This window comes from Cognatundibacterium rivi, from assembly GCF_018139565.1.
Lineage (GTDB): Bacteria > Pseudomonadota > Gammaproteobacteria > Burkholderiales > Burkholderiaceae_D > Undibacterium > Undibacterium rivi.
The window spans coordinates 47,825-68,210 of record NZ_JAGSPK010000006.1 but is presented as its reverse complement, the minus strand read 5'-3'; the positions used below and the strand labels follow the sequence as shown (position 1 = coordinate 68,210).

The window sequence follows — 20,386 nt, the reverse complement described above, 5'->3', positions numbered from 1 at the left end:
GCCACTCCCCTAGCATGGCACAGTCCATTTTCAAGCACACCTCCATGCCCGCCTTGCCTGAATTAAAAGAACTCGAACGCATCATTCAACTCGGACAGCCGCATCTGGAGGTTGACGTATTGTGCGAGATCGATGTCCAGCACAAGCGCTTTCCGGTCTATAAGCTGGCACTGGGCAACCCAGACCCATCTTTACCGGCGATAGGCTTTTTTGGTGGCATCCATGGGCTGGAACGCATAGGTTCGCAAGTGCTGTTATCTTTTCTGCGCGGATTACTGACCCGCCTGAAGTGGGACAAAAGTCTGCAACACATGCTGCAGGAAGTGCGGCTGGTATTCATGCCACTGGTGAACCCCGGCGGCATGTGGCAGGCGACGCGTGCCAATCCGAATGGTGTTGATCTGATGCGCAATGCGCCGGTAGAAGCAACCGAGAAAGTGCCATTCCTGCTCGGTGGTCATCGCATCAGTAAACACTTGCCGTGGTACCGGGGGCTCGCGGGCGCTGACATGGAAGCCGAAAATATTGCGCTGGTGCGCACCGTGCAGCAAGAATTATTATCACGCCAATTCAGCATTGCGATCGACTGCCATTCCGGTTTTGGTCTGCGCGACCGCGTCTGGTTTCCACATGCGCACAGCGTGCATCCGATTCCGCATCTGGCCGATATTTTGTCACTCGAAGAATTGTTCCAGCAAACTCATCCGAATCATCGCTATCTGTTTGAACCGCAAAGCCTGCAATACCGCACGCATGGCGACGTCTGGGATTATCTGTATTTGCAATCACAAGAACAGCCCGGTAAAACCTTTTTGCCACTGACGCTGGAAATGGGCTCGTGGCTGTGGGTTAAAAAAAATCCGCGTCAATTATTTTCGCGTCACGGCATGTTTAATCCGGTGGCAGAGCATCGCCTGCATCGTGTGCTGCGACGGCATAATTCGTGGCTGGATTTTTTAATGCGCGCCACCTGCGGTCATCAGGAGTGGCTGGCGCAAGGCCCGACCCGTCTGCGCCTGCAAGAGCGCGCCGTACAACGGTGGTATCGCCCATGACCTGGGTACTGCTGCGCGGCCTGATGCGCGAACAACGGCATTGGGGCAACTTCACGCAACAGTTTGCACAAGCCCATCCGCACGAACACATCATCACTCTCGATTTCGCTGGCAATGGCGCTTTGTATCAGCAAGCCAGCGCCACCAGCATAGGCGCGATGGTCGAACAGGCACGCGGGCAAGTTCAACAACAACAACAGCAAAGCGAAGACAAGATCAAACTGCTCGCCATCTCGCTCGGCGGCATGGTCGCCGTGGCGTGGGCAGAGCGCTATCCGCATGAGCTGCAACGCATGGTGCTGATCAACACCAGCCTCGCGCCACACAACCCGTTTTATCAGCGCCTGCGCCCGGCCAATTACCCCGCCATCATCTCCACCATGCTGACGGGAACACAGCGCCAGCGCGAGCAACTGATCCTGCGCCTGACCAGCCATCGTAGCAACGCCGCAAGTGCCGAACGCCTGCTCAACGACTGGGTTCATTACGCGCAGCAATATCCTATTCGCCGCCGCAACATTCTGCGTCAATTGGTCGCCGCGATGCGCTATCGCGCGCCAGCGCAGGCACCGCAGGTGCCGCTGCTGATGCTGACTGGTGCGCGCGATGCACTCGTCGGCCCGCAATGCTCCGCGACTCTGGCTCACCTCTGGCAGGTCGAATTACGCGTCCACCCTGAAGCTGGGCACGATCTGCCACTCGACGATCCCGCCTGGGTTATACAGCAAACGCTGGGTTAATCGTTGCGTCAGCGCTGCCTCAGCAGCGACATACGCAGCATACCAACCTGCCGCCACGCATACATTTACTTACACTTTTATCAAGAGATAAAAAAGCGTGCGTAGTTAAAATAGAACTTCAAAAATTGAACTTCAACTACATCAGAAGGAAATTTCATGCGCCGCCCTTCAGCTCGCCACCTCGCTTCCATCGTTTCTGCCTGCGCTGCTGCCGCACTGTTCAGTGCCACGGCATCCGCACAGACCGCCGCACAACTCGTGCAGGCATCGAATGGTTATGCTGATATGTGCAAACGTTCTGTGAATATGCCAACGGGTGAAAGTGACCTCAAAGGCAATCCTAAGCTGGATGATTATTGCAAATGTTTTGCGGATAAATTTCTCGAACGCGCACTCAAATCGCAATCTGCCGCCAACCAGACACCGTTACAGGAAAGCCTGAATCAGGAAATGGAAATGCGCCAATCCTGCCGCGCCAAATACAATCTGCCTGCCGTCAAAAAATAAGCTGTTACCAGCTCTCTCAATGCAGATGCGCCTGCTGGCGGCATTTCGGCTGCCAAGGCGCATCAGATCAATGGCTTCCCTTTTTCGTACACGCCAGTTGATCCCAATCGATTCCCGATAGATCACTGCGCAGCTTCAGTCCGTTCGTGAGCGTATGTATGGTGACTCTCGATAGTGTCAAAAATTTAGTCGTCTTCCATCATCGATCAGGAACAGAAGTCATCCCCGTCAAACACTCGATTGCTCGCGTGAAAGCGAGCGCAAGTGAATATCGTCGTGTCTGTCGTCATGGAAATCCGATCGATATTTCAGGAATCGCTCGTGCATATATCGGTGCATACCTTTTACGGTATCGATATGATAAATTCTCGTTGCAGCGGAATCTGCAACGCCAGCATGCGTAGCTTTCCAGTGCATCTTTGCGGTACAGTTTTACCGCTATCACGGTCAGCGATTAAGTACACATTTCATCCACCACTATCACAGCGGAGTTGCTATGAAACGAGTCACAGGCATAGGCGGTATTTTCTTCAAAGCCAAAGATGCACCGGCATTGCAGGCGTGGTACAAGCAACATCTGGGAATCGATGTGCAGGTCTGGGGCGGCGCAGCTTTTGACTGGGCAGACGCCGATGGCAAGCCAGTTGCAGGCACCACGGCATGGGCCATACATCCGCAAAACAGCGATCATTTCGCGCCGGGCTCTGCCCCTTTCATGGTGAATTACCGGGTGGAAGACCTGCACGCATTAGTCAAGGCTTTAAAGGAAGAAGGCTGTCACGTGCTTGATCAGACAGATGAATCCGAATATGGAAAATTCGCCTGGGTGATGGATCCCGAGGGAAATAAAGTCGAACTATGGCAACCGCCGCCAGGCCAGTGATCGCACGCCAGTCTTTTCAGCTTCAACATTGCGGGATGCTTTCCCCGCTATCAACATCGTTAAACCGGAGTGCGGCGTCGTTGTCCAAACGGCAGCGCACCCATCTTCCGGTGCTGTTACCGGTGTGAATCAAGCCCGGCGCGCTCGCTTCGTTCTTGCGACATTCCAGATCAACGGGACACCGTTACCCCAAACGTGACGGCCAAGCGGGCTCAAAACTATAAATATTGTTAAATCGGTAGAAATCGACCAGATTTGTGCCGCGCTTTCACTCATCCTGAAGCATCGCTCCAATTTTCATGTGGATACATTGAGTTACAATCAGCCACATTATGTTGCATGATTAGGTCGCGCTGTGTCACACATTGAACAAAATATTTCTGCTTTATGTACGCCCGGCCTGGTTGCCCATCTGAAGCGATGCTATCAGTGGACAAATGAGGTCACAGCCAGTCTGGCGTGGGCCTACAAAATGACGTCCGCCGCAGACACCGTCAGCCTTGAGCGAAAAAGTAAATTTGTGGCCCGCACGCTGCTCAATTTAAAACCCAGCCTGTCGTGGTATCAGTTCGTCAGAAGCAGTTATTTACGGCAGCTCGTCGGGCGCGATGCCAACCTGCTTGATGTCATCCATCGCCCATTCTTTGATCGCAATCTCGGCGCAATGGAACGGGTTAACATGCTCGCCTGCCATTTCGAATTACTGCATAGTCTGTTGGGTGCAAAAAATACCGCAGACATTGTCAGTGGCCATCGTTTTTTACTGTCCCGGTTTACGGGAAAAAATGAGGAACATTTCACCATACACCTGTTGCGGGATGACGCCTTTAAACGCGAAGGCGGCCTCACACTTGCACTGAGCATGAATGACGAGACGCTGCTTTATGTCACGTTCACCCTGGTAAAAAATCACCACGGCAATGCAATTAAGGTCGGCGGGATACAGTCAAATCGCGGCAATTGCCGCCAACTGGCACGCACAGCCACCAACGCCTTGCATGGGATACAGCCACGCCTGCTATTGATCGATGTATTACGCAACCTCGCCTCGCAAATCCATTGCACGACAATAGAATGCGTCAGTAAAGAAAACCACATCCACCGCGCATGGCGTTATCGCCTGAAAAAATGTATTCACGCCGAGTACGACCAGTTATGGTTGCTGGCTGGCGGATATCAAAACTGGAGAGGAAATTTCGAGATCCCGCCCACCACAGATGAAAAGCCGATTGAATCCCGGCCGTCCAACAAACGCAGCGAATATCGCCGCCGCGCCGCGCTGACCGAAGCCATGCGCGCACAAATGCACGCCGCCATCCACGAGCGCAATCACCATCTCCGGCATAGCCACAACTGACGATCACATTCAACTCACGATCAGGCGCGACTAGATATCACCAGAAGAAACCCGCCATCAACATCACGCGCATCATGGCGCATCGGCATCACACCACAAACCGCACTCGCCCGCAGCGGCGTTTTCACCATTCAAAAATGACTGACATCGCTGGGACAATGAGACCAGCATTCGCTGTTTTTGCCTCTTTTTTGCCTCTTTTTTGCCTGCCAGAGTCGAAAATATACTGGGTGGAGTATATTTAAAACCCCTTTGTTTTATTGAGAGATAAAGGCATTTTTGGCACATACTCCCCTATTTTTGCCAAAAATGGCATGATTTGAAGAGTGATGTAATTCTGTTTCCGCCTACGCCGGGCAATGTCAGGTTCTGATTTTTTGGTTTGATGAGAAACGTGGGCTTTGGCTGATTTTTTTTACTGCTTGCCTAGTGCTGACACGATGCGTGTTGAGTTGATTCGATCTGCGCTTTTTGTCGATTCAGTGATACCTACGATTGATCAGGTATCAGCAACAACAATCAAAGGTCATGCGGGTTTCGAAAGGACGTAAACAAATTGCAATTATTTTGGTGGTCAGTTATCTTTCAAAAATGAAAATTAAATCACATTATGTGAATTGAGGAAGGAGACGAAATTGGCTTTATCAAATGCTTACACAGAAGCTTATGGCAAACTAGGCGATTTTTTTAGCAAGCTAAGAGATGGACAGGCTCCGCCTCAATTCACACAACAATTCTTAATTGACCTAGGATTTAAATCTAACAAGCAACGTGCATACATACCATTGCTAAAAGCTCTTGGTTTTTTAACGCCTGACGGCAAGCCTACAGCACGCTACAAAGATTACCGAGACCACTCCCAATCCAAACAAATTATGGGTGAAGCTTTAAAGGAAGCATATGCGGACATTTTCCTTATAAAAGAACATCCGACATCAGCGGATCATTCTGCGATTGAGGGCAAGTTTAAGAGCTATCACAACGCAAGTGATAATGTGGCCTTGAATATGAGGCGAACATTTTTTTCCCTCCTGGATTTGGCGGATTTAAAGGCAAAACAATCCTCAAAAAAAAAACTGAACCAACAGAAAGCCACGAACCAGCGAGTGTTGTAACAGAGGTTCCTACAAGTGCTCCGGCAGTGCACATCAAAACGCCAGGGTTGCATTACAACATTCAGGTACATTTGCCTGCAACAAAGGATATTGAAGTTTATAACGCAATATTTAAGTCGCTGAAGGAACATCTATTTTGAAGCACAAGGAGCTAAGAGACTTTCTATTTAGGGGATTATTGTTTGAAGCTGAAGCATCTGTTTTTCAAAAAGCAGGAATAAAAATTGGGGCAGATCAAACAGAAACTGAAGAGCATCTTTTGGCGGAGGCTCTAGCAGCATTCCCAGTTAACTTAAGGAACAATGCCCTTGAAATGGCTAGGTTATATGCTGTTCTATTCTCTTTCGAGAATCATGTACGAGAGTTTATAAGGCAAACATTATCTGAAAATGAAGGCGTGGATTGGATTGATAAACTGCCGCAAAAAGTAAAACAACATGCTGAAACTAGACAGCAAACAGCCCATCAGGATTCATGGCTAGAAGGTGAAAAAACTGATCTTCTTGGCTTTTTAGATTTTGGGCATCTTGCTCAGGTGATCTTAAACAAGTGGGAGCATTTTGAATCCATCATTCCTTCACAACACTGGCTCAAACAGAGAATGGATGAGCTTGAAAAATCGCGCAATTTCATTGCTCACAACAGAATGTTATTGCCTAGCGAATTTCAAAGAATGTACATGTACATAGCAGATTGGAACAGAGTTGTTGGTCTGTAATCACATGACAATCGCGTCAATCAGGACGCTCGCAAGCTCGCGCCGATTACGCGGGCATTAAATATCACAGATCAAAAGATATGAATAAATTTAAATATTACCTTCTAATGCTGTGCCTAATATCCTCATTTGCAAACTCTCATACAGGGGCAGCTTCCTGCCAAATTAGTGCTGATGGTAAAAATGTCGCATGCGGTGGAATGTCTACCTCCTGTCAAATTAGCTCAGATGGTAAAAATGTCGCATGTGGTGGAATGTCTACCTCCTGTCAAATTAGCTCAGATGGTAAAAATGTCGCATGTGGTGGAATGTCTACTTCCTGTCAAATTAGTTCAGATGGTAAAAATGTCGCATGTGGTGGAATGTCTACCTCCTGTCAAATTAGTTCAGATAGTAAAAATGTCGCATGTGGTGGAATGTCTACCTCCTGTCAAATTAGCTCAGATGGTAAAAATGTCGCATGTGGTGGAATGTCTACCTCCTGTCAAATTAGCGCAGACGGTAAAAATGTAGCGTGCGGTGGCGGCAAAATAACTAAATAAGAAGAATAGTAAACCTGTATTTATTAAGCCATAATTCTCGCTAATGGCATTTTATGCATGTAATTTATTAAGTCGCTCAAGCACCAGTCCCGACGCTTTCCCCCTCTATTCACCGCCCGGCTTCCGGCAGACATCAACACCAATATTCTGCCGCATCTGCCGGCGCGACAAATGTTGAACATATGCTCTTGCCAGTGACGTGAAAAACCAGTCAGCATGAGTCAGCATTCCACCATCTGCTCCAGTTGCTGTCGCATCCGTCAGAACGCCCAGGTCGCCGACACGTAAGCCGAATGGGTATTCGGTAATTGCCGCGCGATGGCTTGTTGCGGGCCATTGAATACGCGCAGACCGGCCTGCCAGTGCCAGCGGTCGCCCTGCCATTCCAGACTGAGGGTCGTTATCCTGCCGCCGTCTTCCGGCATCCACAACAGATCAATCGCCGTTTGCCACGCATCACGTTGCCAGCTCCAGCGGGCAAACAGATTCTGACGACGCAGATTGCTGCTGGCATTAAATGCATTATTCTGCCATGCGAGATTGGCGGCGGCCGCCAGACGCCAGGGCGCTTGCTGGCCCATGCTTTGCAATTGCTGATTCTGCGTCAGCCACTGCCGCCAGTCAGACTGACTGCGGGCGCTGCCGTCATACCAGTATTCAACAAAAAAGCTTTGCTGATCTTCCGTGGTCAGATTGGCGCCAAGCAGCAACTGGCTGACCTGATCCTGCATTGCCCATTGCCACGGCGCGCTGCGTGCCAAACCGGTGAATGCGGTCTGCTGCAATATCGCCGCTTTTTGCTGGACGCGCAAAGAGCCATGCAGCTCAATCGCATCGCTGGCGACCCACGAAAAAGCAGCACCAAGGCTGGCTTGCGTATGTTTCCCATAGCGCGCAAAAGCATGCCAGTCTGCGTTGCCGCTGCGCTGGTACCAACGCGCTGCAATAGCTTGTTCTTCGATATTATTGATGGCGTCATTCTGCGCCGGATTTACCCAGACCAGACTCAGCGCCTGATCTGCGGTAAAAAAATCCAGACTCGCCAGGGGTTTGCCTATCGCCGTCTGGCTGATCAGACTGCGCCGTTTTTCCTGCTGAATCACGTCGTTCGGACGAAAGCCATAACCGACATCCCAGGCAATGATTTTTTTCCCGGCGCTCAGCTGCCATGCGCCCAGATCCAGATTGCCGTAGAACTCATTGAGCCAGCCTGTATTGCGGGCGCTGTTGCTGTCGGATTTTTCTGTGTGCAGGGTCGCCGTGGTGTGCCAGTTTTTGTACTGCGCTTTCATTTCCAGCTCGCTTTGCACACTCGTTTGTACCGGCGTGATTAAACCGGGCTGAAGCTTTCCGGTGAGTGCGGCAGGCCCCGCACTATTAATCTGCGCGGCGTTCAGCAGCGTGCGCCAGTTGCCGCTGTAACTGAAGTCTTCGGCAGTTGTCGCTGCTGTCGCTGTCGCCTCATTCGTGTCAGCCATGACGGCAAGCGTTGCGGTATCCGCTGCATGCACTGCTGAATTGAAGGCGGCAAACAGCAACAGACTCAGGCAAGCCCGCGTGTGATGGGTGGGGCGCATGCTGCTCACTCCAGCACCGGATTTTTCGCCAGGAACATAGGATTCAGCCATTGTTCCGGGACGGTTTTCGGCTGACGATGCAGATAGCGTATGCGGGTTTCTTTGTGGTTGCTGATCTGATCTGCCAGCAGCATTTCCACCACCGCTGTCGGTGCCTGCGCTTTATCCATCACAAAGCGCGCCTGCTTCGCCAGTTTTTCCGACTGCACATACAAATCGGCTTTCAAAGGCTCATAAAATTTCTTGCCTATCCAGAGTTCGATGCGCTGATAAGCAAGGCTTTTGCGGCTGGCATTCAGGCGCACATGCAGACAAACTTTATCGTCGCATTTTTCTTCCGCAACCAGTGTTGCCTGATAATCCTCAGCCCAGTTCATGGTCGCGATGTCGCCGACGGAAGCATCGCCGAGCAGTTTTTGCATAGGCGTGATGCGCATGGGGCGCTGGCTGCCGGGCAACAGCATCCAGAAATCATCGCCCGACATCAGCACTTTCTGGCCTTTCTCAGCCGGGCTCTGCATCAATACCAACGACTGGCGTTGCGCCTGACTATAAACGCGGTATTTGCGTTCTTTTTCTACACTGCCATCACGTTGAAACGTAGTGATTTCAGTTTCCACCTGCATATTGCCGCCACCGACGCGCAACTGATCGGTGGCTTTGATCATCTGACTGATATCAGCAGACGGCGCGGCGGCATGTGCAGGAGATTCTGCGCTGGCCTGCAGCGTGGTCAGGCTCAGAATACAACTCAGACTCAGCAGGCTGGCGCAGCGAGGATAGGAATTTTTTTTCATGCTTTTCTTCCGGTTCAGGTGTGGGACAGTGCGTCAACGACGGACTGCTGCAGTGTGCGGCGCGCGATCAATGCGGACGACAGCATCGACAGCAAAATCATGCCGCTGATGGTCAGTACATACATGCTCAGATCAAGGCTGATCATTAACGGATAACCGGTAGAGCGACCCGGTGGCGGTGGCATCTGTACCGGAAACATCGTCAGCAACAGCGCCACCGCGAGAGCCATCGCCGCGCCCAGCAGCGCACCGCTGCCACCGAGGAACATGCCCTCGTAAGAAAAGCTGCGTATCAGTTCAGCGGGCAGCGTGCCCATCGCCCGCAGGCTGCCGGTTTCACGGGTACGTTCAATAATCGCCATCGCCATCGCATTCGCAACCACAAACACCACGATCAGGCTGATGATGAGGCCGAGTGCACCGAAAATGCGGTTATACAATTCGCGCACCGATTTATAGAAAAACGCCTGATCTTCCCATGTCTGTATGGTCAGTCCGGACAGCTGTTTTTGTAGCTGCTGTTGCGCCATCGGCGTGGCATTCATGTCGCTCAGAAACACACCCAGACTGCTGACTTTATCGGTATGCAGCAGGCTTTGTGCCGTGCGGATATCGGTGTACACCAGACGTTTATCAATATCCGGAACACCGGTAGTCACGATGCCGCTGACGTTCACATCAATCGCATTCAGCGCACCTTCGGTCGTGCTGACCATCAGCGTCAGATTGCTGCCAGGCGCGGCTTTCAGACTGCGGGCGAGGGCTTCGCCAAGCACGATTTCTGCGCTCTTCTGGTCTTCCAGTATCTTGCCCGCCACGACTTTCAGAAACGGGCCTTTGACCGCGAACTCGGCATTCGCATCAATACCCACACCCAGCATGATGGTGGATTTATCGCCGTTACTGATGAGCCCGCTAAAGTCCACCCGTGGTAAAACATAACGCACCGCAGCGTCACTCAGGATGTGTTTTTCCAGTTGCGCTACCTCGCTCAGCCCGTATTGCAGCGGCGTGTCTTCTTCTTTGTCGAAATGCGCCGACGTGCCCACGATCAGATGACCGCTGCTGCGCGCGGCCGCTTGCGCCAGACCTTCATACGTCGAATAAGCAAAGCCACCCGCCAGCAGCAACGCCGCGGTGCCGATTGCAGCCACACTCACCGTCACCAGCGAACGGCGGCGGTTGCGCAAAGCATTGTGAAATGCAAAGCGCAGCCAGGTTGTATCAATGCGTGCCAATCTCATTGCAGTCTCCCGTCGAGTAAATGCACAATCCGGTCTGCACGCCGGGTTAAGCGATCATCGTGGCTGGCGATCACAAACGCCGCACCTTCAGCCTGACCGCGCTCGCGCATCAGATCCAGCACCTGATCGGCGGTGACAGAATCCAGACTCGCCGTTGGCTCATCCGCGATCACTAACGCCGGGCGCTTGATCAGCGCACGCGCAATCGCAACGCGCTGACGCTGCCCGCCTGACAAGGCATCCGGCCGGTGCTGCGCATGCTCTTCCAGACCCACTGCTTTGAGCTGTTGCGCGACGCGGATTTTGCGTTCTTCCTCCGGCACGCCATTGAGAAACAGCGGGTAGTCAACGTTTTCAGCCACCGTCATCACCGGCACCAGATTAAAACTCTGGAAGATAAAACCTATCGTCTGGCGTCGTTGCAGCGTCAACTCACGTTCAGAAAAATGGGCAATGTCTCTGCCTTGTATAGCAACGCAGCCCTGATCGGCCTGATCGATCAGCCCGCACAGATTCAGTATCGTGCTCTTGCCGCTACCGGAAGGCCCGGTCAGCGCCAGCAATTCGCCCGCCTGCACTTGCAGATCGACACCACGCAAAGCACGCACCAGATGCTGCCCCAGGCGATACGATTTATGCACGCCCTGTAATTCGATGACGGCGTTCATGCGCTTAAATCCTGCAATAATTGCTTCGCTTTTTCGGCTTGCGGAGCCTGATTTCGGATCACTTCTTGCGCCAGTTTTTTCGCGTCGTCTATCCGTTTTTGCTGTTGCGCCAGACGTGCGGCACGCATCCAGACTTCACCACGAAAACCCAGATCCGCCGTCGATAACTGCGGATGAACCAATATGTCGTCCAGCAACTTCTGACCGCGCGCATGACGGTTCATAAATTCCGGCACCGCCAGAAAAGTGGATGCAGCCACCAGCTTGATTTCCAAGAGTTGCAAGGTATTGCCGTGCAACTGCGCAGGTTCTTTTTCCGCAAGGATTAACGCCTTATCGATCATCGCCAGCCCCTCTTCTGCATACGACATTTTTTTCCACGGGAAGATCGTCGTCACCGCCAGACGGCTGGTTGCCGAACCCGCATACGCCATCAGCAAAGGCTGGCCGGGCTCGGTACTCAGTAAATTCTGAAATGCTTTAGCGGCACGTTCTTCATTACCGGAACCCGCGCGCAAAGATTGAAACGCTGTTTGAAAATCGGCTTCGGAATACGCGTTGGCGTCGGGCATCGCCAGCATCGATGCGCACAAACTGATCAATAAAACAGCGGTAAATTTGGTAGACATCGTGTTCTCCTAAAAATGAAAGTGGGGACAGCAGATGCCAGCTTAAGGAGAATGATAAAGACGTGCGACAGGAATGCGACCATCTGCAATTTCCTGTCGCGAACGATATGCAAAATGGCGTAAGTGGTTTGCACCGGTGCGCGGAATCACACCAAAAACCAAGCGCAAAACGCGGCTCAGAAAGAAGAACTCGCATTTGGTGTACAGGAAGGCGTGCTGAATTCTGTCGCAATGAAGTGATCCGAAATGCGTGTGGCAACAAACGAAATCACGATCAGCTATTAAGCAACTTACAAGATATATTGATCAACTATGACTCTAAGCACGTCCTCAACACAAACGTGCTTTGCTTGTCCGAGCATGCTGCAGAAGACAGTGGTGGCTTGGGCACTGCCATTGTGATCGATACTGGAAAGCTCAACGCCCCCCCTAGTTCACCATTAATTATCAGCAAAGTTCGCTATGGGACAAAAGCTCAACGGTTTAAGTGGATAATCGATCATCTATCGCGTCGCAACGAGATATCGGGCGACACCGTGATTATCTGCTCATTTGACTAGATCATCCTCCAAACGCTTTTTTATATGGTCGCTTCGCTGATACCACCACTTAGGTCCATCACTTTCACGTCGATAATTTACGTTTCGGCGAATACTTTTCTACACAGTCTTACATAGACAAACTCTGAATTTTCATAGTACTAATTTTTGGGAAACAACCGGAACCAATCAATATGATTAGTCACCCTCCGTCTATTCACCTGTGTCTCGGTCAGAATTAGAATTTTCCGTAAAAACGATGCGACACAATATATCGCATCGATTCGTATATTGAAACTTCGTTGAATACACATACTTCATCGCAGGGGAAATTAGGTATTAAGCCAGTTATCATCAATCATAAAGAGGCATAAAATGGCCTTCTCCTAAGATGATGGACACTTTCGATAGGCATCGATGCCACCACTAATTTCACCACAAGAACACAAGTAGAGCTAAAAGTATGAATCGTGGTAATCAAAGCTATTTAAATAATGCAGCTAATTTGACAAAAATGAAGATGCAACTACCTTTTTTCACTGGAACTGATTCAGATTTGTTGCGGAGTGAGTCAACGCGCGATCCGCTGGGGCTCTTGCCAGTATGGAGTCAAGTTGGACATGAACTAATCCCAGGACTGGCTTCTATTGTTTCACGTATCGATGGGATACAAGGAATTTTGTTCCTTTACACTTGCTTGAATGCCCTTTCAAAGGAAACTCGTAGTAAAAAAATTGATGAAAAAGTCCTCAAGTTTCTCGAACGGCTTTGGGAGTACCATCTTTATAAGCAAACGGATAAGAATCCTTGTTTTGGCGTAACCAGTTTAAGTGGTGCAGACTTTCAATTGAGTATTTCTAAAATGGGCACTGTCGGTACTGGACTTCGCCAATATTATCGCGGCACATGCGTGAATAAACATATTCTTGCTAGTGATCTTAAAACATTGAATGAGCCTTACCTAAGGCTATGCAAAAGGTACTTGAACAAAAATATGATCAGTTGGCTAGAAGGTCATGCGAAAGAAATGGGTGCAAAAGAATATTCTATTTCAGCTGAACTAGCCTATCAGCAGGTCAGAAGTTTTCTTGTCCAATTTTCCAAAGCAGATGCAGAGTTATGGATTGAATTGGAAAAAGATCTGATTAATGATGCACAACAAAAACACTGGATTGAAGCAGCTTTCAAACGCAGTAATGATTTGCGAGATGAAAAAATTCATCCAAGACAATTAGTATCGACAATTCAACAATATGCTATTGAAAATAAATATGATGACGTCGCTAATAAATGCCAGAACATTCTGAGCTGTGAGCCTTTTCTTCAAGTCGTTGAATCAGCCTTTCTTCTTACGCAGAAATCGGCTAGAGCATCAATAAAAGAATTATCAGAACGTTTGTCGTCAACTGCACCAAATCGTTTGAGCGAAGTTTGTCAGAACTTTATTCACATTGGGATGAGTAGTCCACGCTTTAATCAACTAAAACATCTAGCAGAAGAATTAAGTAAAAAAAACTATCGCGGATTTATTTTAGCTTTACTATCCAACCACTATTTGTCTATTTGTAAGTCTCGAGGAAAGTCGCCTGTTGTGCAAGTGGATGGCGATATGGTGATTGCTGCATTGCTTAACGATTCACAAGATAACTGGACCGAGTCACCGGAAATATGGCGAAATGGTTACTTCTTGGACGCTCAAATGGGTTTGTATGTCGATCTGCAATCTCGTATGAAAGTTTCTCATGGTTGAAATGGTGACTATGCGTAATTGCCTTGAGAGCATGGTTAAATCCTTTGATGATGGCAACATTGCTCATGTCCTACTAACGACGTTCAATTTCGATCCTGGTTTTTTTGAAAAGAACGTGCTACCACTTATATGTGGCTTTTCAGTGGATGATCTGAAAACCAAAAGTCTTGATGCTCTCTCTCGAGATATGTTTCACCCACTAAAAAAAATGAAAGTTGTAGTCGCCTATGACCAGGCTGTCATGCAGGGAGCTTCTGGAGGAGGGATACGCTATTCCTTTCTACCTAAACATCAGAAAAATGGCTTTTTCCACGCCAAAATAATCGTTCTGTCAGGATTTGACGCAAAACAAAATCCGAAAGCGACGGTCATGGTCAGTAGTGGAAACATGACGCTATCTGGATGGGGTAGCAATATCGAGATGCCAGCTTGGGTTGAGGTCAACCAAGAAAATGCTCAAGAATTGCTTGGATTTTACAGGTACTTAAATCATACAGAATTGCAATCGGGAATCGACATACTTCAAAGGATTTCTGGTAAAGAAGATAGTCCCAAACTATTCTTGCAATATCCTTCAAAAAATAGAGGAACTCTATTTGAGCGAATGTTCGAGCCACGGTTGTCGGGTGATATCCAAATCTATTCTCCATATTGGAGCGAAGATGCGATTAATACTTTTCGGTCTAAAGTCAAAGTACATTGTTATCCTGCATTGGGTAACCTTGGTTACAACTTTCCCGTGCCCCCAGAGAAACTTGAGGGTTCCACCATTCAAGTCTGTGCCATAAAGGGTGAAGAATCATTTCGACATGCCAAAGCTTATTTTTGGGCCAACTATATGGCAATTGGTTCGGCTAATTGCACGATGCAAGCACTTCATAGTAAAAATAATATAGAAGCTATGTTGTTATTTGAAGACTATCCACAACCTCAAGTTTTATCGGAACCGCTAAAAAACTGGAATATCGAACCTGAATATGAAGAAGGTATAAAACCAGCACCATTAGATGTATTAATCATCGCTGATTATGAAAAACGTAGTTATCAGGTTTCTCTCCATATTCACAATAAAAGTCGTTGTAAATCTTGGCAGCTACAACTTGCTGGCATACGGTTAAATCAGGTTATCGATTTTGAAGATGAAATACCGTTCGAAAAGGACGCCGCAGTTGCACGAGTTTTTCGTGTTATGTGGGAAGACACGGAAGAGTCCCAATTTATGACCGGTATGATCATTCCATGTAATGGCAATGACGTAGAGCTTGGTTATCGTCCCAAACGACATTTAGACAAAATCTTTGAGGATATGCTGCGCCATAAAATTTCTAATGGCGGCGATGCTCCTCGAGGCTCAGATATGTCAGACGTGGATGATCAATTGGACTATGAGGTAGACGCTGATGATATTGACCTCATGCAAACATATGAAGAATACGAATTTGATATGTATGGCATGTATCAGTCTTTCTATCATTTGAAAAAGAGTTTTTGTAGATCTGACTCATCAAAAATCCCAGGTTGGAAATATGAAGAATTATCGGATACGCTGCAGGAAATCCTATTGGCGATCAAAGACGGAGAGGTGAAAAATCGTGTGCAACAATGGCTTATGTTTCAAGAGGTAATGGATCTTGCTAGAAACTTACCGAAGACTCAATTGAGAAAATTTGAATTATTCAGAGCGCTCCAAAAGAGTTTAGACCAGGACCTCAGGAAAATTTTGCAGAACGATAAGACGATGCAAGATTATGAAATAACGCCAGAGAACTTGTTGAGTTGGATAAATAAGGAGCTAGGTTATGAATGCAAGTAAACCAACTCCATGGAACTATTTCAGCCGGGAAGACATCACAAATTTAGTGCAGTTTTATGACCCCCAAAAAAACCAGAATTTGAATGAGCTGCAAACAGTCGGTTGCTTCCACCTCTGGAATACGCTTTGTAATGAAAAGCTTCGTTTTGCCTATTTGGCTGATGAAGTTGGTATGGGGAAAACCTATCAGGCACTCGGAGTTGTTGCACTACTCCATTATCTGAAACCGAACGCGAAAATAATCATTCTTTGTCCTGGCAAAGAAATGCAAAAGCAGTGGAGCTCAGACTGGCATAGCTTTTTTCAGAATAAATTTTGCCCTGAAGGGATCGACGCAAATCTTAAAACATACCGCATCGATTCCAATGATAATGAAAGTTTTGAGTCAAGGGTTCAACCACAAATTTGTGAAAGTCTGAATGATTTTGCTGCGCATCTTATTTCATCGCAATCTACGGTTTATCTATTGCGATACCCATCATTTTCGCTGCCACTTCGCGTATTTGACTGGGATGCTTTTAAGGATAACAAAGAAGCATGTGTAACTTTTGATGTTCTCGTCAATGAGTTCAGAAAAGTCATGAATTCAATTGGTTGCTACATAAATGACGACGATATATCCCCCTACAGAAATAATACTAAAGACGAGTTATCCCTTGATGATGCATCTGAATTATTTTTGAAAATTTACATCAATAAAATCACCAAATTAATACATACTTTTTCACCCGATCTAATAGTTTGGGATGAGGCTCAATACTTAAGAACCGATGCCACACGCAATGATTCAATGAGAGCAATATTTGGTAGTCATCTATACCAGAAGGGTTGCCGTCACTTGTTCCTCAGTGCCACGCCTGCTCATCGTGATGTCGGTGATATTGAACAACTCAATAGCCTGCTTGTAGATAAAAACAGTACCGAAGTAAAGCCGATTAGAATTGGACGAAATGAACAAAATAATGTTGAATTCAGACAGTCGGTTTCTCAATGGATGGTTCGTCGTGAGCGAACTTTCAATAGTCAGGGAAAACAACAATATCGTGACTTCAAGCAAATACCAGTTGATATGTTTGCCGAAGACAAAGGTGCAATGTATGCGCTAACTTTTGCAGCGATACAAAAGAAATTGGTTGAGTTACTTGACGGTCAAAATAATAAATTCCGAATGGGGGAGATCTCTTGCAATGAATCTGTAAGGGCATCAATTGAGAGTTCAGGTGGTAAATCTACAAAAAAGACTAATGGCGATACAGATAGCACGTTAGAAGAAAGCGCAAAGACAAATAATGGCGAACCCATTGACGAAAAATACTTGGAGACCTTGGGTAAAAGCTTCAAAGCAATTCAAGATGTCAGTAATGGAGCCGCTCCGCTTGGGCTGCCTCACGCAAAAATTGATCACGTTGTTAATGATCTCGCTCGTGATTGCTTAGCATTGGGATCCTGCACCAAAGAACTTGTCTTTGTCCGGCGCATTGCTACTGTGGATGAACTCGCAGATCGACTCTTGCATGAATTTCAGCGAATTCTAGATGCACGTATCTCATTGATGACGGGAGAGGATGCGCGTTCTTACTGGGGATTACCTCCTGATGAACAGGATGATTCCGAAGGAAATATCGAAAATGAGTATCAAGAGAATGAGATCGTTGGAAATGCTAAGGATCTACCGTATTTCAAGGCACTATCTTCTGTCAAAGGGCATCTTGGTCGCCTAACCAAGTATCGAAATAGTCTCGGTAAGATTGAAACTAGTACTCTTCGCTTCTTGCTTACAACAAGCAGTGAAATGGACGACAACGACAAGGCACTTTGGCATGGGCTGTTAAAAGCGCTTGAAATTACAGCAGATGAATATAAGACCTTTGAAAAGGATTCAAATAAAGAGTTAGTTTTACGACGCTGTATTGCGCACTCATTTCGATTCACGGATATTCTGGTTGATCTGGATATATTACGACAAAAAAGCAGAAGTGGTTATGTGAAAAGCTGGATTGAAAAACTAGAGAATCCTCCAAGTGGCTTAGCGGATTACTTTTGTAATACAAAAGTAAAGTTGCGAGATTGGTTTATCCACTTCGATACTATCGTCAATAAGTGTTTCAAGGGTAGCGGTACCAACAACTCTTATACAGAAATAGCAGAACGTGTTGCGAGTTACTTTGCTGGATTGTCACCCGTTGCGAGGCGATCTGGGCGCCGTAAGGATGTCAATGTCGTTCCTCAATTCAAATTCCCGATTTTTCCGAACGTACTCATTTGTACTGACGTACTTCGTGAAGGAGTAAATTTGCATTTATTCTGTGATCGAGTGTCGCACTATGGAATCGCTTGGAATAGCGGCGATCTCGAACAAAGAATTGGTAGAGTGGAGCGAGCCGACAGCCTATTTGAAAGGAAAATTCTTTCAAACGATGCCTATAAGCTTCGCGTAGGTTTCCCGTATCTGGCGAAAACACTCGATGAGCGCCAGGTAATGAAAGCGATCAACAGAAAGAAGGTTATTGATTCGCTCTTTTCTATAATTCCATCGAAGGAAACTGGTGAATGTGACGATTCAAAAGAAATCGGTATCGTTAATCCTTCAAAGCTGCAACAGTTCGAGCCCATTCTTCCATCCACTCCTGCTTATCCTTCAATAGGAACTGAATGGCGCGATGAAAACTCGTCAAACCTTAGGCTATGGTCTGCTGCTATGCGTAATATGCATCAAATAGCGCAGAAGTTTGAATCGGGGGAATTTAAGTATGTGGCGTGCCGAATGATTGGAGAACTCGGGGTAGTTGCAATTGAATGGGAGAGAGAAAAAAAGACTAGAAATGCTGTTTGGAATATCAGCGATAAAATGGTATTTGATACGTTCGAAAGTCGGAAACAATGGAAAACAACTCGGACTTTGTACGTTCCATTGGGAAGTGAGCTGAGGATATCGATGGTTCAAAACTTCTGGACTAACGCTGATAAAAAAATATCTGGGAGCTCTCCAAAAGACATTTGTGATGGTTTTGATTTTAACCTTGAGAGAAATACGCATATAAGACGACACCGCGTTCCACACCCTCTTGAGAGTCTTCAATCACGGGGCCAGAACGTCCATTTCCTCCGATGGGGAGATCATTTTGTAATTGCTTCTGTTGTTTGTAGCTTAGACGATCTCACAGGTGAGAATATTGATGCCGAGACTATCGCGAGTCGAATCAATAAAAGCCTACCTTTTGGATGGGCCACAATACATGATCGGCATTTAATGTTGGTTTTTCCCTTAGTGCAGGAGTTTTCCTGGGATAACAAAGTAAAGAACAAGGTTGCCCACTTATTAGCGCACTGGACAGACAGAAATCAATGGAAGTTACTCGAGGGACAAGATGATGAAGGTAATGTTTACCGTGCTCCAATTTCAGGAATTTGTGAAATGAATACCAGTGAAGCAATAGATATTCTTTGTCGTGCAAAACAGTGGTGCGAAGATTTAAATAAAGCTATCAATAATGAATTGGGAGAAAATGACGAATGGAAAATATCTTCGTTTGATAAGATTGTTAAAGATGGAAAAATTTCTACAGTTTCAAAAATATTTTCTTATCCTTCATACGGAAAATATCAAATTGGCTATAGTCTTGAAGGCCTAAACGGTCCAAATGAATTAAAGAAAATCAAGATATTCATTTCCGGTAAAGCAGCAAATGTAAGGGTGGTATCGAATGACCTAAAAGATATTTGGGGATCCATGTCGAATGATTATGCTAACTGGCTTGAAAAGAATGGTTTTACATTTGGAATAAATACTCCGCACTTCAATTACGCATATGCAGATCATCGAGATGGGAAGCAATATCGAAGAATATGTATAGTTTTATCTGTTGATGAAATGGAGATCTACAGCAACCGTGATGGATGGGTGTCATATATTTCGAAACTCGCTCAAGAACAACTGCTCAATGATGTTTTTCAGTTCAATGTCGCCAGGACAACTGCGGAAAATATGATGTTACCTCCTGTGGTAATTTAATGTGAGTGCAATATCGGTGTTCGCGATAAATAGCAATCCCTAAATTCGTACTTGCAACCGGCAAACTAATATCGCGAGGGCTGAATCAACGCGCTCGATGTAGTAATTTATTGTTTTTGCTCAAAAATAGTTTTTTGATTTTCACAAATAGACAAACCTTAATTCTGCTCAACGTGTCGAAAATCATTCAAAATTAAGCCATTTTTTTTAGAATAAATTCTATACAAAACTAAGTCACGTGCTTGAACGTCCTGTTTTACAAATGAGCGGGGAAACATCGAGCGATCACCATGGCCATGTTAGCCCAAATAAAACCGCTTTATTTCCGCGGCACGAAGTTGATAAAAAACAGGGAATTTCCGTCCAGTTTTTATATCGCGTGGCGATTCTTCTAAATTGCATGACGCGACTAAAAAAATTTTGGTCTTTATACAAAGACC

16 protein-coding genes are annotated in these 20,386 nt (G+C 47.0%); 11 read left to right on the top strand and 5 right to left on the bottom strand.

Annotated elements, in window-relative coordinates; genetic code table 11:
• Positions 1–14: 14 nt before the first annotated feature.
• The 8 genes from KDM87_RS15355 to KDM87_RS15320 all read left to right on the top strand — a co-directional run bounded on the left by KDM87_RS15355 (position 15) and on the right by KDM87_RS15320 (position 6,917).
• Complete coding sequence (locus KDM87_RS15355) at positions 15–1,055, top strand: M14 family zinc carboxypeptidase (protein WP_408058751.1); 1,041 nt, start codon at positions 15–17, stop codon at positions 1,053–1,055.
• Positions 1,052–1,795: an alpha/beta fold hydrolase gene (locus tag KDM87_RS15350; RefSeq protein ID WP_212679935.1), complete on the top strand. Its 744-nt coding sequence runs from the start codon at positions 1,052–1,054 to the stop codon at positions 1,793–1,795. Before KDM87_RS15355 ends, KDM87_RS15350 begins: the two co-directional genes overlap by 4 nt.
• 156 nt (positions 1,796–1,951) lie before the next feature.
• Complete coding sequence (locus KDM87_RS15345; protein ID WP_212679933.1) at positions 1,952–2,302, top strand: hypothetical protein; 351 nt, start codon at positions 1,952–1,954, stop codon at positions 2,300–2,302.
• Positions 2,303–2,798: 496 nt separating this feature from the next.
• Positions 2,799–3,185: a VOC family protein gene (locus KDM87_RS15340; RefSeq protein WP_212679931.1), complete on the top strand. Its 387-nt coding sequence runs from the start codon at positions 2,799–2,801 to the stop codon at positions 3,183–3,185.
• Positions 3,186–3,540: 355 nt separating this feature from the next.
• A complete protein-coding gene (locus tag KDM87_RS15335) occupies positions 3,541–4,542 on the top strand; it encodes a VirK/YbjX family protein (protein WP_212679929.1) in 1,002 nt (333 codons plus the stop codon).
• A 635-nt stretch (positions 4,543–5,177) separates the two neighbouring features.
• Positions 5,178–5,657, top strand: coding sequence for a DUF5343 domain-containing protein (locus tag KDM87_RS15330; RefSeq protein ID WP_212679927.1), 480 nt, complete (start codon positions 5,178–5,180; stop codon positions 5,655–5,657).
• A 178-nt stretch (positions 5,658–5,835) separates the two neighbouring features.
• A complete protein-coding gene (locus tag KDM87_RS15325; RefSeq protein ID WP_212679924.1) occupies positions 5,836–6,375 on the top strand; it encodes a Swt1 family HEPN domain-containing protein in 540 nt (179 codons plus the stop codon).
• An 80-nt stretch (positions 6,376–6,455) separates the two neighbouring features.
• Positions 6,456–6,917 carry a hypothetical protein gene (locus KDM87_RS15320; RefSeq protein ID WP_212679922.1) on the top strand — a complete coding sequence of 154 codons (462 nt, stop codon included), beginning with the start codon at positions 6,456–6,458 and terminating at the stop codon, positions 6,915–6,917.
• A gap of 260 nt (positions 6,918–7,177) precedes the next feature.
• Here KDM87_RS15320 and KDM87_RS15315 read toward each other — a convergent pair whose 3' ends face one another.
• Genes KDM87_RS15315 through KDM87_RS15295 form a run of 5 tightly spaced genes read right to left on the bottom strand, consistent with a single transcriptional unit; the run spans position 7,178 to position 11,832 of the window.
• A complete protein-coding gene (locus tag KDM87_RS15315; protein WP_212679920.1) occupies positions 7,178–8,545 on the bottom strand; it encodes a hypothetical protein in 1,368 nt (455 codons plus the stop codon).
• A complete protein-coding gene (locus tag KDM87_RS15310) occupies positions 8,500–9,291 on the bottom strand; it encodes an outer membrane lipoprotein-sorting protein (protein ID WP_212679919.1) in 792 nt (263 codons plus the stop codon). Before KDM87_RS15310 ends, KDM87_RS15315 begins: the two co-directional genes overlap by 46 nt.
• Positions 9,292–9,305: 14 nt before the next feature.
• Positions 9,306–10,535, bottom strand: a complete 1,230-nt coding sequence (locus tag KDM87_RS15305) for an ABC transporter permease (RefSeq protein ID WP_212679917.1) — start codon at positions 10,533–10,535, stop codon at positions 9,306–9,308.
• Positions 10,532–11,203, bottom strand: a complete 672-nt coding sequence (locus tag KDM87_RS15300) for an ABC transporter ATP-binding protein (RefSeq protein ID WP_212679915.1) — start codon at positions 11,201–11,203, stop codon at positions 10,532–10,534. The genes KDM87_RS15305 and KDM87_RS15300 overlap by 4 nt, the downstream gene beginning before the upstream one ends.
• On the bottom strand, positions 11,200–11,832 hold the full coding sequence (locus tag KDM87_RS15295; protein WP_212679913.1) for a hypothetical protein: 633 nt from the start codon (positions 11,830–11,832) through the stop codon (positions 11,200–11,202). The genes KDM87_RS15300 and KDM87_RS15295 overlap by 4 nt, the downstream gene beginning before the upstream one ends.
• Positions 11,833–12,834: 1,002 nt before the next feature.
• Here KDM87_RS15295 and KDM87_RS15290 point away from each other — a divergent pair.
• Genes KDM87_RS15290 through KDM87_RS15280 form a run of 3 tightly spaced genes read left to right on the top strand, consistent with a single transcriptional unit; the run spans position 12,835 to position 19,946 of the window.
• Positions 12,835–14,121, top strand: a complete 1,287-nt coding sequence (locus KDM87_RS15290) for a hypothetical protein (RefSeq protein ID WP_212679912.1) — start codon at positions 12,835–12,837, stop codon at positions 14,119–14,121.
• Positions 14,114–15,934, top strand: coding sequence for a phospholipase D-like domain-containing protein (locus KDM87_RS15285; protein WP_212679910.1), 1,821 nt, complete (start codon positions 14,114–14,116; stop codon positions 15,932–15,934). The genes KDM87_RS15290 and KDM87_RS15285 overlap by 8 nt, the downstream gene beginning before the upstream one ends.
• A complete protein-coding gene (locus KDM87_RS15280) occupies positions 15,921–19,946 on the top strand; it encodes a DEAD/DEAH box helicase (RefSeq protein WP_212679908.1) in 4,026 nt (1,341 codons plus the stop codon). The genes KDM87_RS15285 and KDM87_RS15280 overlap by 14 nt, the downstream gene beginning before the upstream one ends.
• Positions 19,947–20,386 lie beyond the last annotated feature (440 nt).

Bases quoted from the DNA above. Each gene is read 5' to 3' on its own strand.
- KDM87_RS15355 (WP_408058751.1), top strand. From the start codon at position 15: ATGGCACAGTCCATTTTCAAGCACACCTCCATGCCCGCCTTGCCTGAA.
- KDM87_RS15350 (WP_212679935.1), top strand. From the start codon at position 1,052: ATGACCTGGGTACTGCTGCGCGGCCTGATGCGCGAACAACGGCATTGG.
- KDM87_RS15345 (WP_212679933.1), top strand. From the start codon at position 1,952: ATGCGCCGCCCTTCAGCTCGCCACCTCGCTTCCATCGTTTCTGCCTGC.
- KDM87_RS15340 (WP_212679931.1), top strand. From the start codon at position 2,799: ATGAAACGAGTCACAGGCATAGGCGGTATTTTCTTCAAAGCCAAAGAT.
- KDM87_RS15320 (WP_212679922.1), top strand. From the start codon at position 6,456: ATGAATAAATTTAAATATTACCTTCTAATGCTGTGCCTAATATCCTCA.
- KDM87_RS15315 (WP_212679920.1), bottom strand. From the start codon at position 8,545: ATGGCTGAATCCTATGTTCCTGGCGAAAAATCCGGTGCTGGAGTGAGC.
- KDM87_RS15310 (WP_212679919.1), bottom strand. From the start codon at position 9,291: ATGAAAAAAAATTCCTATCCTCGCTGCGCCAGCCTGCTGAGTCTGAGT.
- KDM87_RS15305 (WP_212679917.1), bottom strand. From the start codon at position 10,535: ATGAGATTGGCACGCATTGATACAACCTGGCTGCGCTTTGCATTTCAC.
- KDM87_RS15300 (WP_212679915.1), bottom strand. From the start codon at position 11,203: ATGAACGCCGTCATCGAATTACAGGGCGTGCATAAATCGTATCGCCTG.
- KDM87_RS15295 (WP_212679913.1), bottom strand. From the start codon at position 11,832: ATGTCTACCAAATTTACCGCTGTTTTATTGATCAGTTTGTGCGCATCG.
- KDM87_RS15290 (WP_212679912.1), top strand. From the start codon at position 12,835: ATGAATCGTGGTAATCAAAGCTATTTAAATAATGCAGCTAATTTGACA.
- KDM87_RS15285 (WP_212679910.1), top strand. From the start codon at position 14,114: ATGGTTGAAATGGTGACTATGCGTAATTGCCTTGAGAGCATGGTTAAA.
- KDM87_RS15280 (WP_212679908.1), top strand. From the start codon at position 15,921: ATGAATGCAAGTAAACCAACTCCATGGAACTATTTCAGCCGGGAAGAC.